This is a genomic window from Mesorhizobium sp. P171375 (assembly GCF_057786075.1).
The window spans coordinates 6,336,225-6,351,328 of sequence record NZ_JBYNWF010000001.1 but is presented as its reverse complement, the minus strand read 5'-3'; the positions used below and the strand labels follow the sequence as shown (position 1 = coordinate 6,351,328).

General features: G+C 63.4%; 13 protein-coding genes. 10 read left to right on the top strand and 3 right to left on the bottom strand.

What is annotated here, in order from left to right; translation table 11 throughout:
• Positions 1-32: 32 nt before the first annotated feature.
• Together ACYHH6_RS30950 and ACYHH6_RS30945 are read left to right on the top strand one after the other, a co-directional pair.
• Positions 33-284 carry a hypothetical protein gene (locus ACYHH6_RS30950; RefSeq protein ID WP_352586331.1) on the top strand — a complete coding sequence of 84 codons (252 nt, stop codon included), beginning with the start codon at positions 33-35 and terminating at the stop codon, positions 282-284.
• A gap of 63 nt (positions 285-347) precedes the next feature.
• A complete protein-coding gene (locus ACYHH6_RS30945; RefSeq protein WP_352586332.1) occupies positions 348-1,541 on the top strand; it encodes a TMEM43 family protein in 1,194 nt (397 codons plus the stop codon).
• Positions 1,542-1,578: 37 nt separating this feature from the next.
• On the opposite strand, the gene ACYHH6_RS30940 is transcribed toward ACYHH6_RS30945, so the two are convergent.
• Complete coding sequence (locus ACYHH6_RS30940) at positions 1,579-2,610, bottom strand: histone deacetylase family protein (RefSeq protein WP_352586333.1); 1,032 nt, start codon at positions 2,608-2,610, stop codon at positions 1,579-1,581.
• 21 nt (positions 2,611-2,631) lie between these two features.
• A complete protein-coding gene (locus ACYHH6_RS30935) occupies positions 2,632-3,492 on the bottom strand; it encodes a TetR/AcrR family transcriptional regulator (RefSeq protein ID WP_352586334.1) in 861 nt (286 codons plus the stop codon).
• A 44-nt stretch (positions 3,493-3,536) separates the two neighbouring features.
• Between ACYHH6_RS30935 and ACYHH6_RS30930 the strand changes: the two genes are divergently transcribed.
• The 8 genes from ACYHH6_RS30930 (at position 3,537) to ACYHH6_RS30895 (ending at position 14,160) form a co-directional block, all read left to right on the top strand.
• Entirely contained in the window at positions 3,537-5,210 is a 1,674-nt protein-coding gene (locus ACYHH6_RS30930; RefSeq protein ID WP_352586335.1) for an amidohydrolase, read from the top strand.
• Between the two features lie 156 nt (positions 5,211-5,366).
• Positions 5,367-6,467: an ABC transporter ATP-binding protein gene (locus ACYHH6_RS30925; protein WP_352586406.1), complete on the top strand. Its 1,101-nt coding sequence runs from the start codon at positions 5,367-5,369 to the stop codon at positions 6,465-6,467.
• A gap of 2 nt (positions 6,468-6,469) precedes the next feature.
• A complete protein-coding gene (locus tag ACYHH6_RS30920) occupies positions 6,470-7,390 on the top strand; it encodes an ABC transporter permease (protein ID WP_112559356.1) in 921 nt (306 codons plus the stop codon).
• Entirely contained in the window at positions 7,383-8,183 is an 801-nt protein-coding gene (locus ACYHH6_RS30915) for an ABC transporter permease (protein WP_352586336.1), read from the top strand. The genes ACYHH6_RS30920 and ACYHH6_RS30915 overlap by 8 nt, the downstream gene beginning before the upstream one ends.
• Positions 8,184-8,208: 25 nt before the next feature.
• Positions 8,209-9,243 (top strand): ABC transporter substrate-binding protein, encoded by a 1,035-nt coding sequence (locus ACYHH6_RS30910; protein WP_352586337.1) that lies wholly within the window; start codon positions 8,209-8,211, stop codon positions 9,241-9,243.
• A 62-nt stretch (positions 9,244-9,305) separates the two neighbouring features.
• Positions 9,306-10,502: a serine hydrolase domain-containing protein gene (locus ACYHH6_RS30905; protein ID WP_352586338.1), complete on the top strand. Its 1,197-nt coding sequence runs from the start codon at positions 9,306-9,308 to the stop codon at positions 10,500-10,502.
• Positions 10,503-10,535: 33 nt separating this feature from the next.
• Positions 10,536-11,717: a serine hydrolase domain-containing protein gene (locus tag ACYHH6_RS30900; protein WP_352586339.1), complete on the top strand. Its 1,182-nt coding sequence runs from the start codon at positions 10,536-10,538 to the stop codon at positions 11,715-11,717.
• Positions 11,718-11,841: 124 nt separating this feature from the next.
• Entirely contained in the window at positions 11,842-14,160 is a 2,319-nt protein-coding gene (locus ACYHH6_RS30895) for a Tex family protein (protein WP_352586340.1), read from the top strand.
• Here the strand turns inward: ACYHH6_RS30895 and ACYHH6_RS30890 are convergent, their stop codons facing one another.
• Positions 14,161-15,072, bottom strand: a complete 912-nt coding sequence (locus tag ACYHH6_RS30890) for a LysR family transcriptional regulator (RefSeq protein ID WP_352586341.1) — start codon at positions 15,070-15,072, stop codon at positions 14,161-14,163. It lies immediately after the preceding gene.
• Positions 15,073-15,104: the final 32 nt, after the last annotated feature.

Below are 15,104 nucleotides of genomic sequence, written 5' to 3'. Positions count from 1 at the left end.
TTGCTTCGCGGCCATCGGCATCGGGGGCAATGATGAAGCAGGCTTTCCTGGCGTTCACGGTGGTGCTTGCGGTTTTTGCCAGTGCGGCAGCGCCAGCCAAGGCCGAGCCGATCGTCTCGACAACGAAGGAGCAGACTGCAATGCGAGCGCTTGACCTTCTCGGCAACAAGAGGCAAGCGCCGCTGTCGGCTTCACCGTGGCGGGTGGGCGATGGCGGCACGACGCGAGCGGTGCACGCCTGCGCCGGTGACAGGGATTGCGGCGCGCAGATCCACGCCGACTAATCGGTTCGACGCGCGGCCGCCGGCCGCGTTGAAATCTTGGGTAACTTTGTTTCGGGGGAAACGATGAGCGATTCATTTCGAGAAGTCACATCCGTCTCGTGGTTCGGACGGATCAAGCGTGCGGTCGGCGGGGTCATCTTCGGCCTCGTCCTGATCGTGCTGATGGTGATCGGGCTGTTCTGGAACGAGGGCCGCGCCGTGCAGACGGCGCGCTCGCTGGCCGAGGGGTCGGGAGCGATCGTTTCGGTCGGCGCCGACAGCGTCGATGCCGCCAATGACGGCAAGCTGGTCCATGTCAGCGGACCTGTGACGGCCGATAGTGGCCTGGCGGATCCTGATTTCGGCATTGCGGCGCAAGGGCTGCGGCTGTCGCGCAGCGTCGAGATGTATCAGTGGAAGGAAGAGTCCAAGTCGGAGACGACGAAAAAGCTCGGCGGCGGTGAAGAGACGGTGACGACCTACAGTTATTCGAAAGTGTGGGACGACAGCCAGATCGACTCGTCCGATTTCAAGAAGCCGGACGGCCATCAGAATCCGCCGATGGCGATCCACAGCCGCACTTTCCAGATTCCTGAAGGCAAGCTGATCGCGTTTGATCTCGATACGCCCGTGCTCGATCGCATCGAAGGCGACAAGGACTATTCGCTGTCGACCGATCAGTCGGCGGCGATAAAGGCCGCCTATACCGGCACGAAACCGCTCAGCATCGTCGATGGCAAGATCTATCTCGGCAATGACAACACGACGCCCGCTCTGGGCGACTACCGCATCGGCTACGAACTGGCGCCGCTTGGCGTGGTCAGCATCGTCGCGCGCCAGGCAGGCAGCCGGTTCGAGCCATACCAGACGCAAGCGGGCGATGCGTTGCTGATGGTGGATACCGGCAACGTGCCGGCCGAAAAGATGTTCGCCGACGCTGTAAGCGCCAACACGCTGATCACCTGGCTGCTACGCGGCGCCGGCCTGCTTTTGCTGACCATCGGCTTTGCGCTGTTCCTCAGCCCGATCGGGGTGATCCTCGACGTCATACCCTTCCTCGGCAGCACGGCGCGGATGGGAACCGGCATCATCGCCTTCGTCCTGGCGATCCTGGTCGGCACGACGACGATCGCCATCGCCTGGTTCTGGTACAGGCCGCTGCTGGCGGTAGGGATCCTGGCCGCCGGCGTGATCGCGGCGGTGATCGTCTACAGGATCGGCCGGTCGCGAAAGCCAGTCGTTCCAGCGGCCGCGCCGACCGCCGGCGCAGCTGTCTAGGTGGAGTTCCGGGGGCGGCTGTGGCCGCCCCCCACTTCTACTTGTCCTCGAAGCCGGTGAGCACGCCGACGGCGTTGATGCCGATCTCCTCGACGGCATAGCCGCCTTCCATGACGAACAGCGTCGGCAGGTCGAGCTTGGCGATGCGTCGGCCGATCTTCGGATAGTCCGCGCTCTTCAGCTTGAACTGGCTGATCGGGTCCTTCTCGAAGGTGTCGACGCCGAGCGAGACGATGACGATATCCGGCGCGTAAGCGGCGAGCCTGGCGCAGGCGTCTTCGAGCGAGGCGTTCCAGTTGTCCCAGTCGGTGCCGAAGGGCATGGGATAATTGATGTTGAAACCTTCGCCTTCGCCGGCTCCGCGTTCGTCGGCATGGCCGAGGAAGAAGGGGTACTCGACCATCGGATCGCCATGCAAATTGAGAACCTGGACGTCGGCGCGGTCGTAGAAGATTTCCTGTGTGCCATTGCCGTGGTGATAGTCGACGTCGAGGATCGAGACGCGTTTAGCGCCCTGGTCGCGGAACCACTGCGCAGCCACCGCCGCGTTGTTGATGTAGCAGTAGCCGCCCATGAAGCCGGCGCCGGCGTGATGGCCGGGCGGACGGCAAAGCGCGAAGGCCGATGTGTCACCGCCCTTGACCAGGGCAGCCGCCGTCAGCGCCACGTCATAGGACGATTTGATGGCGGTCCAGGTGCCTTCGACGAAGGTGGCGCCGGCGTCAAAGGAATAGTAGCCGAGCAGAGCATCGACGCGCTTGGGCGGCACGTCGCCGCGCAGGCCGCGCGTCGGCCAGGTGAAGGGCATGGCCGTGCCCTCGAAGCCGGCAGCCTTCCATTCCGGCCAGACGGTGGGCAGGAAGTCGATGTAGTCGGCTTTGTGGATGCGTTTGGCGGCGGTGAGATCATGCTCGACAGGTCCGATGATCGGTCCAAGCTTCTCGCTCTCGACCCGCGCCTTGATGAACTCGGCCCGCGACGGCTTTTCGAAGCCCGGCACGATGGCAGATGTGACCAGTTCCATCTGGCCGGCATGGCCGGCATGAAGCGGCGAATAGACAGTCTTCATGAAATTCCTCTCGAAGTGAAATCAGTCAAGGTTGAGATAGGGGGTCACCAGAGCGAGCCACATTCTTTCCACATCGTCCTCGATGAGGTCGTATGTCTTGCGGTCTCGTTTCAGCCCCACAAGCCGGCAGGCGTGCCCGACATCCATCATCAGCACGCCGAGCCGGCTGGCGATCTTGTCTTCAAGGGCCGGGTTCACATGCTGCAGCCACGCGGCGTAGAGCGCGATGATCTGCTCGTCATATTCGTCCTGGATCGGCCTGAGGTCGGCATTGCCGGAGATGGCCTCGATCACCGGCATCAGGTTGGCGTTTTCGAGATATATCCTGGAGGTATCGATGAAGAGCTTGCGCACTTCCTGGCGAAACTCGTCGCGGTTGGTGGGCGGCGCGACCTTGATGCGCCTGGCGATCACCTCGGGAAAGGATGACAGCCAGCGCCGCGCGAGGTCGAGAAGAATGGCCTCCTTGTTGGGAAAGTATTGGTAGAGCGACCCGACCGACAGGCCCGCGCGCCGCGCAATGGCGAGCGTCGTAGGGGTCTTGGTTCCTTGCTCCCGCGTCAAGATCAAAGCCGCGTCGAGAATCCGGTCGACCACCTTGCTCGACCGCTCTTGCCGCGGCTGCTTGCGCGGTTCGAGCGCCATCCTGGTTTCGCGGCTGAGATTGCGCTTCACGTCCCGATGCCCTCGTTCCCCCGTCCCAAGCGCCGGATGCTGTCCACAATACATTCGAAATTCGGCACGTTGACAAACGCGAATAATTAGTCGCATTCTTTTATCCACGCTGTTTTCAGAGATCACAAGGGGAATTTCAAAACAGCGCACTGGCATCAGTTTTCGTCCGATAGCGCCGCTCCTGCGGAGTGGAAGCTTGTCGGACAAGAGGGTTGTCGGTCTCAGTCAGTCGTCAAAAGCGCGGAGTCGCGATGTCTGTCACGGGTGCGGGTGCTGATCTGATCGTCATCAATGGTCGCGTGCGGACCATGGACGATGATAATCCCGCCGCCGAGGCCATTGCCGTCAAGGACGGCGCCATCGTCGCCATTGGCAGCCGCGCCACCATCGAAGAGCTCAAGGGTCCAGCCACAAAGACCATCGACGCCAAGGGCGGCTCGGTGATCCCGGGCTTCATCGAAGCCCACATGCATCTGTTCTCGGGCGGGGCCGAGCTCGCGCATCTTCAGCTTGGCGGTGTCCACGGCTTCGAGGCGCTGCAAAAGGCGATCCGCGATTATGCATCGACACGGCCGGAGGCGAAAATGCTGGTCGGGCAGGGCGTCGACTACACCGTGCTGGGCGAAGAGCGGGTGACGCGCCATCATCTCGACGCCATCCTGCCGGATCGCCCTTTCTGCATGGCGGCGCCCGACCACCACACAATGTGGGCCAACACCAAAGCATTGGAGATGGCCGGCATTCTGCAGGGGCGCACGCTCGGTCCGGGCAACGAGATCGTCATGGGCGAGGATGGCCTGGCTGCCGGTGAATTGCGCGAGGGCGAGGCCTTCGGTCCGGTGCTCGACCTTGCCGGCGAAAGCCGGGTGCGGCTGGGGCTGTCGACCGGTGGCGAGCCCGACCCGATGCCGTCGGCCGCCGAGCGGGCCGCCGACCGTGACATCATGCGGCGCGGGCTTGCCTGGTGCGCGCGCCACGGCATCACCTCGATCCAGAACATGGACGGCAATCTCTACCAGCTCGAACTGCTGGCCGAGATCGAGGCGGAGGAAGGCTTGCCCTGCCGCGTCAAGATGCCGTTCCACTACAAGAATTTCATGACGCTCGACATGCTGGAGAAGGCCTCTGTCATGGCTGAGCGCTACGACAGCGAATGGCTGTCATCGGGCATGGTCAAGGTGTTCTATGACGGCGTGCTCGATTCCTGGACCGCGGTCATGGTTGAGCCCTATGCGGACCGGCCCGACTGGGTCGGCGAGCCGTTGTTCACGCCGCAGCAATTCATCGATCTCGCCGTGGCCATCGACAAACGCGGGCTGCAGATCGCCGTTCACTCGATCGGTGATGGCGCCGTGCGCGCTGTCCTCAACGGCTATGAGGCTGCGCAGAAGGCCAATGGCAGGCGCGACAGCCGGCACAGGGTCGAGCATATCGAGGTCACCACCGCCGCCGATGTGCCGCGTTTCGCCGACCTTGGCGTCATCGCTTCGATGCAGCCGTCGCATCCGCCCGGGGCCATGGATTTTCCGCTCGAGCCGACCGTGTCGCGCATCGGGCGGGACCGCTGGCCGCTGAGCTATGCCTGGCGCACCTTAAAGGAAGCCGGCGCCCATGTCGTGTTCGCCTCGGACTGGCCGGTGGCGGCGATCGACCCGATCCTGAGCATTCAGGCGGCATTGATGCGCAAACCATGGGCAGAAGGCGATCCGGACCAGAGTTTTTCGCTGCAGGAGGCGCTCGCCGCCTACACGGTCGAAGGCGCCTATGCCGAATTCGCCGAGCATCGCAAAGGCGTGCTGAAACCGGGCTACATGGCGGATCTGGTGGTTTTGTCGGCTGATATCGAGAAGACGGCGCCGGCCGAATTGCACAAGGTGCGGCCGATGACGACGGTCTGCGGCGGTAAGGTCACCTACCAGGCCTGACAATGGCATGCGGCTTGCAAAGCTTGCGGCTTGCAAGACGAATCGACTGACTGAACTGTGATTCAATGCCGGACTTGCCAACCTACCGGCCGTGTGGTCACATCGAACAGGGGAAAAACTCCGCCGACAAGAGCGGGGTCAACAGTGAGGCGTATCGTGCCGGAAAAACCGGATCGGAATGCAATTGAAGTCGTAAACGTCAGTAAAATTTTCGGATCAGGGGAGGGGCAGGTCGCTGCCCTCGACACGGTTTCGGTATCCATCCGCGAGAACGAGTTCTTCACGCTGCTGGGCCCATCTGGTTGCGGCAAGACCACGCTGCTGCGCTTGATTGCCGGCTTCGACTTTCCAACCGCCGGCGAAATCCTGCTTTACGGTGAGGACATTGCGCCGCTGCCGCCGTTCAAGCGGCCGGTCAACACCGTCTTCCAGTCCTACGCGCTGTTCCCGCACATGACCGTCGCCGACAATATCGGCTTTGGCCTGGAAATGCTGGGCAAGCCGAAGGCCGAGATCAAGGCGCGCGTCGCCGAGATGCTCAAGCTGGTCAAGATGGAGGCGCTGGCGGGTCGTCGCACGAGCCAGATTTCCGGCGGCCAGCAGCAGCGCGTGGCACTCGCCCGGGCGCTGGCGCCACAGCCCAAGGTGCTGTTGCTCGACGAGCCGCTGTCGGCGCTCGACTACAAGCTGCGCAAGGAGATGCAGATCGAGTTGAAGCGGCTGCAGCACGAGACCGGCATCACCTTCATCTTCGTCACCCATGACCAGGAAGAAGCGCTGACCATGTCGGACCGCATCGCGGTGATGTCGTCGGGCAAGATCCTGCAGGTCGGCTCGCCGCGCGACATTTACGACCGCCCGGCCGAGCGCTTCGTCGCCGACTTCATCGGCGAGTCCAACTTCCTCAAGGCGGATGTGGTCGGCGCGACTGGTGGCCGGGCGACGGTGAAGCTGTCCTCTGGCGTGGAAATCCCGGCCTCGCTGCCGGAAGGCTTCAGCCCCAGCGGCAAGGTCACCATTGTCGTTCGTCCCGAGCATGCGCAGTTGGGCGCCGCCAGCCCCAGCGCTTCGCTGTCCGGCACTGTCGAGAACATCGTCTATCTCGGCACCGACACGCACTTCCATCTGCGCCTTGCCGGCGGCGAGCCGTTCATCGTGCGGCGCCAGAACAGCCGCGGCGCCGGCGACGGCATCGTGCAGGGCGGCCAGATCGGCATCATGATCGGCAACGACGCCGCGCAAGTGCTGAAGGACTGATCATGGCGACCGCGGAAGAAGTCGCCAAGGCAGCGGAGCGGCGCGATGTGCGCGACCGCTGGCTGCTGTCAGCGCCAGCATTGCTGGTGATTTTCCTCGCCGCGACCGGCCCCTTGCTGATCGTGCTGATCTACTCGTTCCTGACGCCCGGCCCCTATGGCGACGTGAAGTGGCAGTTTTCGCCCGATGCCTGGCTGTCGGTGTTCATGGAACGCGACATCTTCGACGATACGCTTTCGCTTGCGGCGGCGCATGTCACCATTTTCTGGCGCTCGATCAAGCTCGCGGTGGTGACGACGATCGCCACTTTGGCGCTCGGGTTTCCCACCGCCTATTTCATGGCGACGCGCAGCGAAAAGACCAGGGATCTCTGGCTGTTCCTGATCACCATTCCGTTCTGGACCAACCTTCTGATCCGCACCTTTGCCGTGCTGCAGATCATCCGCAACGAAGGCATCATCAACACCATCCTCATCAAGCTCGGCATCGTCTCGGCGCCGGTGCAGATACTCTACACCGACACCGCGATCCTGATCGGCATGGCCTATGTCTATCTGCCGCTGATGGTGCTGCCGATCTATGCCAGCATGGAGAAGCTCGATTTCCGCCTGGTCGAGGCGGGCTACGATCTCTACGCGACACGCTTCAAGGTGTTGCGCAAGATCATCTTTCCGCTGGTCAAGCCAGGCGTCATCGCCGGCTCCATCCTGGTCTTCATTCCGGCGCTCGGCGCCTATGTGACGCCCAGCGTGCTTGGCGGCGGCAAGAACATGATGCTGTCCAACCTGATCGAATTGCAGTTCGGCCAAGGCCGCAACTGGCCGCTCGGCTCGGCGCTATCGATCACGGTGATGATCATCGTCATGGTGGCTCTGCTTGCCTATGTGCGCAACGCCGGCAAGTCGGGGGTGCGGCATGGCTAGCAACTTTTCCATCAAGCACCAGCCCGGCTTCACGGCGATCGCCGCGACCTGTTTCGTCGTGCTCTATTTGCCGATCATCGTGCTGGTCGCCTACGCCTTCAATGCGGCGAACTCGACATCCGAATGGGGCGGCTTTTCGATGCGCTGGTTCCAGTCGGCGTGGCAGAACGTGCAAGTCATCGACGCGACGCTGCGCTCGTTCCAGATCGGCGCCGTCGCGGCGGTGCTGTCGACCATCTTTGCCACCATGGCCGCGCTCGCCACCACGCGCACGGCGCCCTATCCAGGCCTCATCTTCAAATATGCGGCGATCAACCAGCCGCTGATGGTGCCCGAGATCGTCACCGGCGTGGCGCTGCTGATCTTCTTCTCGCGCATAAAAATCTTCACCGGCTATTCCGGCCTCGGCTATCTGATCGCCGCGCATACGGCGTTCTGCATTCCGTTCGCCTACCTGCCGATCCGGGCGCGGCTGGAGAACATGGACCTGACGCTGGAGCGCGCCGCGGCCGATCTCTATGCGACGCCGTGGAAGACTTTCCGCCGCATCACGCTGCCGCTTCTGTGGCCCGGCATCCTGGCCGGATTGATGCTGGCCTTCGTCATCTCGCTCGATGACGTCGTCATCACCGAGTTCGTCAAATCGGGCGGTCAGGACACGCTGCCCACCTATATGCTCGGCCAGATCCGCCGGGGCATCACGCCTGAGATCAACGCGATATCGACCGCCTTCCTGCTGCTTTCGGTCGCGATCGTCACGTTGTTTTTCTTCGTCAGCAGGAAACGAGACTGAACCGACAATAATGGGAGTTAAAACCATGAACTGGAAGACAATGACAGCCGCCATGGGGTTGGCGCTGCTCGCAACGACGGGCCTGGCCCGCGCCGATGGCGAGTTGAACATCTACAATTGGGGCAACTACACCAGCCCCGACGTGATCAAGAAATTCGAAGCCAAATACAACATCAAGGTCACCATCACCGACTACGATTCCAACGACACCGCGCTGGCCAAGGTGCGCCAGGGTGGCACCGGTTTCGACATCGCCGTGCCGTCGCAGACCTACGTGCCGATCTGGATCAAGGAAGGCCTCGTCCAGGAGACCGACCCGGGCAAGATGGAGAACTTCAAGAATGTCGCGCCCGAATGGGCCAATCCCGACTTCGACCCCGGCCGCAAATATTCGGTGCCGTGGGCGCTGGGCACTGTCGGCGTCGTCGTCAACACCGATGCCTACAAGGGACCGGCCGACAGCTGGGGCATCATCTTCAACACGCCGGACGAGTTGAAGGGCAAGACCAATGTCGTTCCCGAGATGAATGACGTTATCTTCGCGGCGATCAAATATGTCGGCGGCCAACAGTGCACCGATGACAAGACGGTGCTGAAGAAGGTGCGCGATACGCTTGTCGCGGCCAAGCCGAACTGGATCGCGATGGAATACAACACCATCGAGAAGATGGGCGCCGGCGACTTCAAGGCGACCAGCGACTGGAACGGCTCGGCGCTGCGCCAGCGGCTGGCCAATCCGGCCATCCACTACAATTATCCGAAGGAAGGCTACGGCCTGTGGAGCGACAACGTTGTCGTTCTGAAGGAAGCCAAGAACGTCGAGAACGCCAAGCTGTTCCAGAACTTCATCATGGATCCGGAAAACGCGGCCGGCCTCTCGGCCTTCCACCGCTACGCCAATGCCATCACGGGCTCGGACAAGTACATGCCGGCCGATATGAAGGACGCGCCGGAGGTTGTCATTCCGGAGGCTGCGAAGGCACAGGGCGAATTCCAGAAGATGTGCGCGCCTGAGATCCAGGACATCTACACCAAGATCTGGACCGAACTGCAGAAGTAATCGCTTCTTGAGAGACCCGGCGGTCTTTCTCGCCGGGTCTCTTCTTTTCCGGAATGGCTTTCATGGACTCCTATCGCAACAGCGATCCGCGGCCACCGATCATGCAGGGCTCGCCGCCGCAAATGGTTCCGCCAAAGCTCGATTGGGACCGGCCGCCCTGGAACCGCTGGGGGTTCCAGCATATCCGCGAATTCCTGCCGACCATCGAGGTCTGGCGCGGCAATGGCCATCGCCATCGTCTCGAACGGGCAGAGACCGATCTCGATGCGCTGCCGGTGGAGGACAGTGAGGGTCGCCCGACAACGCTCGCCGGCCTGCTCGACGAGACCTATGCGGACGGCTTCCTGGTGCTCAAACACGGCAAGGTCGCTTACGAGCGCTACTTCAACGGCATGGACGAGCGCACGCTGCACCTGTCGCAGTCGATGGCGAAGTCGGTGACCGGCACTGTGTTCGGTATTCTGGTCGGGCGTGGGCTGATCGATCCGGCCAAACCGGTGACCGCCTATCTGCCGGAGCTCGGCGAGACCGGCTGGGTCGGCGCCAGCGTGCAGCATGTGCTGGATATGACCACCGGCGTGCGCTTTTCCGAGGAATACACCGATCGTTATTCCGATATCGGCCAGGTCGATGTCGCCACCGGCTGGAAGCCGGTGCCGCCGGGCAGCGATCCGGATTTCCAATGGCCGTCGCATCTGTTCGAGCTGATCCTGCGACTGAAGGACAAGGTGCGGCCGCATGGCGTCGCGTTCGAGTACCGCTCGATCGAGACTGACGTGCTTGCTTTCATCATGGAGCGGGTGACCGGCAAGCGGCTGGCGCAACTGGTCTCGGAGGAACTCTGGCAAAAACTTGGCGCCGACGAGAGCGCCTGCTTCACCGTCGACAGCGCCGGCTATGCGCTGGCCGATGGCGGTTTCAACGCGACGCTGCGCGACTACGCCCGCTTCGGCCAGCTGATCCTCGACAATGGCCGCGGCATCGTGCCGGCCGACTGGATCGAGGCGACGCGCAATGGCAGGCATGGGCCGGACTTCAATCCGAGCCTGCCGGAGGGCAGCTACCGCAACCAGTTCTGGATCGAGGATCCGCGCTCACGCGCGCTGATGTGCCGGGGCGTGTTCGGGCAAATGATCCATATCGACTGGGAAACGAACATGGTCGTGGTCAAGCTCTCGACCTATCCGGATTTCAGCAATGTCGCCTATTCGGTGGCGACGCTGAAAGCCGTGCACGCCATCGCCAAGGCGCTTGGCTGAAACCACACAAACAATCCCTTTGAGGAAACGTTCATGACCGGCAAGACCGCGTTCGAGACCCGCTACGGCTTTGCCCGCAACGAGGTGCTGCTTTCCAACTGGCGGGAAAATCCGTTCAACCGCTGGTCGTTCCAGAATCTTGGCGAACTGGTGCCGACCGCTCCCGTGGCGGCGACGCCTGGAAGCGTCGAGGCGCCGGTGCGGGACATGAGCGGCCTGCTTGGCGAAAAGGTCTCCGTCGCCGGCGCGGCGGAGACGGCGGCTGAATTCTTGGCGCGCTCGAGCAGCGATGCGCTCACGGTGATGAAGGGCGGCAAGATCATCGGCGATTGGTTCGCGCCGCAGATGGAGTTCGGCGCCCGGCACATCATCTTTTCGATCAGCAAGTCGGTCACCGCCATCATCGCCGGCATATTGGAAGGCGAGGGCGTGTTCGATCCGGAAGCGCCGGTGGCGCAGTATATCCCGGAAGCCGCCGGTTCGGCCTATGGCGATGCAAGCTGCCGGCATGTGCTCGACATGAGCGTCAGCCTCGATTTCGAGGAGGCCTATCTCGATCCGGAAAGCGCTTTTGCCCGCTACCGCCGCGCGACGCTGTGGAACCCGGGCGGCGGCACGGAAAGCCTGCGCGAATTCATCCTGACCTTGCAGCGGCTCGAAGAACCGCATGGCAAGACCTTCCGCTACCGCTCGCCCAATTCCGATCTGCTCGGCATCCTGCTGGAACGCGCTTCGGGACAGCGCTTCCCGGACCTGATGCGCGAGAAACTGTGGCTGCCGCTCGGCGCCGTCAGCGAGGCCTCGATCGGCGTCGACATGGAAGGCACGGCACGCACCGCCGGCGGCATTTCGGTGACGCCGCGCGATCTCGCACGCATCGGTGAGATGATGCGGCAAGGCGGAACGGCCAATGGCCGCCGCGTCGTGCCGGAGGCCTGGGTGCGCGATACGGTCGTTACCGGCGGCAGTGCGGAAGCCTGGCAGCGCGGCACCATGGTGCGTCTGTTCCCGAAGGGCCGCTATCGCAACAAATGGTACCAGACGGGACACGAAAACGGCGCCTTCTGTGGAATCGGTATCCATGGCCAATGGCTCTACGTCAATCCGAAGACGGAAGTGGTGATTGCAAAGATGGGGTCGCAGCCGGTGCCGGAGGAGCCTGCGCTCGAACGCGAGATCGTTGCCTTCTTCGAGGCGCTGAGCGGGCGGGTTTAACCGATCCCGGACATCCGAACTGCGGTGCGCTTTCCTGTGGACCTCGCGCGCTGGTGAAGACGCGGCAGTTGGCGGCGCTGATGTCTGCGCCTATGGTCGCCGCTCTTTTGCGACAAGGACCAGCATGGCATCGGACAGCAAGCGCATCGCAGCAATCATCGCGGCCGAGATCGGCGCGCGGCCGGAACAGGCGGCGGCAGCCATAGGGCTGCTCGACGAGGGGGCGACGGTGCCGTTCGTGGCGCGTTACCGCAAGGAGGTCACTGGTGGGCTCGACGACACGCAACTGCGCGACCTTGCCGAGCGGCTGGCCTATCTGCGCGAACTCGATGCGCGGCGCGACACCATTCTCGGTTCCATCCGCGAGCAGGGAAAGCTGACCGAGGAGCTTGAAGCCAAGATCGTAGCTGCCGTCACCAAGGCGGAGCTCGAAGATATCTATCTGCCCTACAAGCCCAAGCGCCGCACCAAGGCGGAGATCGCCCGGGAGCGCGGGCTTGGGCCGCTGGCTGAGACGATCCTTGGCAACCGCTCGCTGGTGCCCGCCGAGGCTGCGCTAGCCTATGTCACCGAGGAAGTGGCTGACACCAAGGCAGCGCTGGAGGGCGCGCGCGACATCCTGTCGGAACAGTTTGCAGAGAACGCCGATCTGGTCGGCAAATTGCGCAGCTACATGAAGGAGCGCGCCTTCATGCGTGCCCGTGTCGTCGACGGCAAGCAGGAGGCGGGCGCCAAATTCTCCGACTATTTCGACCATGTCGAGCGCTGGGCGAATGTGCCGAGCCACCGTGCGCTGGCCATGCTGCGCGGCCGCAACGAGGAAGTGTTGTCGCTCGACATCGAGGTCGATGCCGACGATGCCTCACCGGTGAAACCGGTCGAGCGGATGATCGCCACTGCCTACGCCATCGGCTCCAGTCTGCCGGGTGACCGCTGGCTGATGGAGGTAGCTGGCTGGACCTGGCGCATAAAACTGTCGCTGCACCTGACCCTCGACCTGATGCGCGATCTGCGCGAGCGGGCGGAGGAGGAGGCGATCCACGTCTTTGCCCGCAATCTGAAAGACCTGCTGCTGGCAGCACCCGCCGGATCGCGGCCGACCATGGGGCTCGATCCCGGCATCCGCACCGGCGTCAAGGTCGCGGTGGTCGACGGCACCGGCAAGCTGGTGGCGACGACGACGGTCTATCCATTCCCGCCAAGGAACGACTTGCGCGGCACACAAGTCGAACTCGCCGCGCTCATCCGCCAGCACAAGGTCGAGCTGATCTCGATCGGCAACGGCACCGGCAGCCGCGAGACGGAAAAACTGGTTGCCGACATGCTGTCCGATATGCCGGCCGGTGCAGGCCCGAAGCCGCTCAAGGTCATCGTCAGCGAGGCCGGCGCTTCGGTCTATTCGGCTTCGGCCACTGCTGCTGCGGAATTTCCTGGGCTCGACGTGTCATTGAGAGGGGCCGTGTCGATCGCGCGGCGCTTGCAGGATCCCCTGGCCGAACTGGTCAAGATAGAGCCGAAGTCGATCGGCGTCGGCCAGTACCAGCACGATGTCGACCAGTACCGACTCGGCCGTTCGCTGGAGGCGGTGGTCGAGGACGCGGTGAACGCCGTCGGGGTCGATCTCAACACGGCTTCGGCGCCGCTTTTGGCGCGGGTGTCAGGCCTTGGCGCGTCGCTTGCCGACGCCATTGTCGCGCATCGCGATGCGACCGGACCGTTTGCCAGCCGCAAGGAGCTGCTCAAGGTGGCGCGGCTGGGACCGCGCGCGTTCGAACAATCCGCCGGCTTTCTGCGCATTGCCAATGGCAGCGAGCCGCTCGACGCTTCGTCCGTGCATCCGGAAGCCTATGGCGTGGCCAAGAAGATCGTCGCCGCCTGTGGCCGCGATGTGCGCGCGCTGATGGGCGACAGCGCCGCGCTTAAGGCGCTCGATCCGCGTGTCTTCGTCGATGAGCGTTTTGGTCTGCCGACGGTGCGCGACATCATTGCCGAGCTGGAAAAGCCCGGCCGCGACCCGCGCCCCGGCTTCAAGACGGCGACCTTTGCCGACGGCGTCGACGACATCAAGGATCTGAAGCCCGGCATGCTACTCGAAGGCACCGTCACCAACGTCGCCGCCTTCGGCGCCTTCGTCGATATCGGCGTTCACCAGGACGGGCTGGTGCATGTCTCGCAACTGGCCGACCGTTTCATCAAGGACGCGCATGAGGTGGTGAAGGCTGGCGACGTGGTGAAGGTGCGGGTCGTCGATGTCGACATCAAGCGCAAGCGCATTGCGCTGTCCATGCGCAAGGATGGCGGCGAGGGCGGTGCCTCGAACGGGCCGCGCGACAATGGCGGCGGCAAGCCGGCGCCACGTCCGCCAGTGCCGCAGCGCCAGCCCGAACGGCCTGCGCAAGGTGCGTTCGGCGCGGCGCTGGCCGAGGCAATGAAGCGGAAGTAGCTACCACGCCAGAACAGCCGGCTCCTTCTCAACCTGCCCCAGCAGCCAGTCGCGGAAGCTGGCGACCGGCGGGTGGCTGCGCTTGTCGTACGGCACGACGAGGTAATAGGCGCTGCGGCTCTGCATCGGCTGCCCCGGTGTCGGCACGAGCTGACCGCGCTGCAGCTCGCCAGCAATGAGAACCTGCGGCAGGAGCGCGACACCAAGCCCGGCCATGCAGGCCTGGGCGACGGTGCCGAACTGCTCGAACTGCATGCCGGGCCCGGTCGGCGCACTTAGGCCCTGTTCCTCGAACCATTCGCTCCAGGCGCCCGGACGCGTCGCCATGTGCAGCAGCGGCAGCCGGCTGATGTCGGCCGCAGTAGTGATGTCGCGGCTGGCCAGAAATTCGGGCGAGACCACCGGCATCACGGTTTCGCGCATCAGAAGCGTGGAGTCGGCCTCTGGCCAGTCCGGCTGGCCATGATGGATGGCGGCGTCGAGCCGCTCACGGGCGAAATCGAAACGGCCGATGCGGGTGACGAAATTGATGGTGATGTCGGGGTTCTCTGCGACGAAATCCGGGATCAGCGGCATCAGCCACCGTGTGCCGAAGGTCGGCAAGATGGCTAGGTTCAGCATGCCACTATGCCGATTGCTCATCAATCCGAGCGCTGCGTCGCGCAACTGGCCGAGCGCCGAACGCACCGCCTCGGCGTAGATTTCTCCAGTCACCGACAGTCGGACATTGCGGCTGTCGCGCTCGAACAGCTTGCGGCCGAATTGTTCCTCCAGAAGCGCTATCTGCCGGCTGACGGCGCCCTGGGTCAGGTCAAGTTCCTGGGCAGCGGCGGTGAAAGAGCCGAGGCGGGCCACCGCCTCGAAGGCGGCAAGGGCACTGGTGCTTGGCAAAAGGCGGCGCTGGACATTCATGATCCATTACTACAGCTCATTGATACGTGATG

Bases quoted from the DNA above. Each gene is read 5' to 3' on its own strand.
- ACYHH6_RS30950 (WP_352586331.1), top strand. From the start codon at position 33: ATGAAGCAGGCTTTCCTGGCGTTCACGGTGGTGCTTGCGGTTTTTGCC.
- ACYHH6_RS30945 (WP_352586332.1), top strand. From the start codon at position 348: ATGAGCGATTCATTTCGAGAAGTCACATCCGTCTCGTGGTTCGGACGG.
- ACYHH6_RS30940 (WP_352586333.1), bottom strand. From the start codon at position 2,610: ATGAAGACTGTCTATTCGCCGCTTCATGCCGGCCATGCCGGCCAGATG.
- ACYHH6_RS30930 (WP_352586335.1), top strand. From the start codon at position 3,537: ATGTCTGTCACGGGTGCGGGTGCTGATCTGATCGTCATCAATGGTCGC.
- ACYHH6_RS30920 (WP_112559356.1), top strand. From the start codon at position 6,470: ATGGCGACCGCGGAAGAAGTCGCCAAGGCAGCGGAGCGGCGCGATGTG.
- ACYHH6_RS30915 (WP_352586336.1), top strand. From the start codon at position 7,383: ATGGCTAGCAACTTTTCCATCAAGCACCAGCCCGGCTTCACGGCGATC.
- ACYHH6_RS30910 (WP_352586337.1), top strand. From the start codon at position 8,209: ATGAACTGGAAGACAATGACAGCCGCCATGGGGTTGGCGCTGCTCGCA.
- ACYHH6_RS30905 (WP_352586338.1), top strand. From the start codon at position 9,306: ATGGACTCCTATCGCAACAGCGATCCGCGGCCACCGATCATGCAGGGC.
- ACYHH6_RS30900 (WP_352586339.1), top strand. From the start codon at position 10,536: ATGACCGGCAAGACCGCGTTCGAGACCCGCTACGGCTTTGCCCGCAAC.
- ACYHH6_RS30895 (WP_352586340.1), top strand. From the start codon at position 11,842: ATGGCATCGGACAGCAAGCGCATCGCAGCAATCATCGCGGCCGAGATC.
- ACYHH6_RS30890 (WP_352586341.1), bottom strand. From the start codon at position 15,072: ATGAATGTCCAGCGCCGCCTTTTGCCAAGCACCAGTGCCCTTGCCGCC.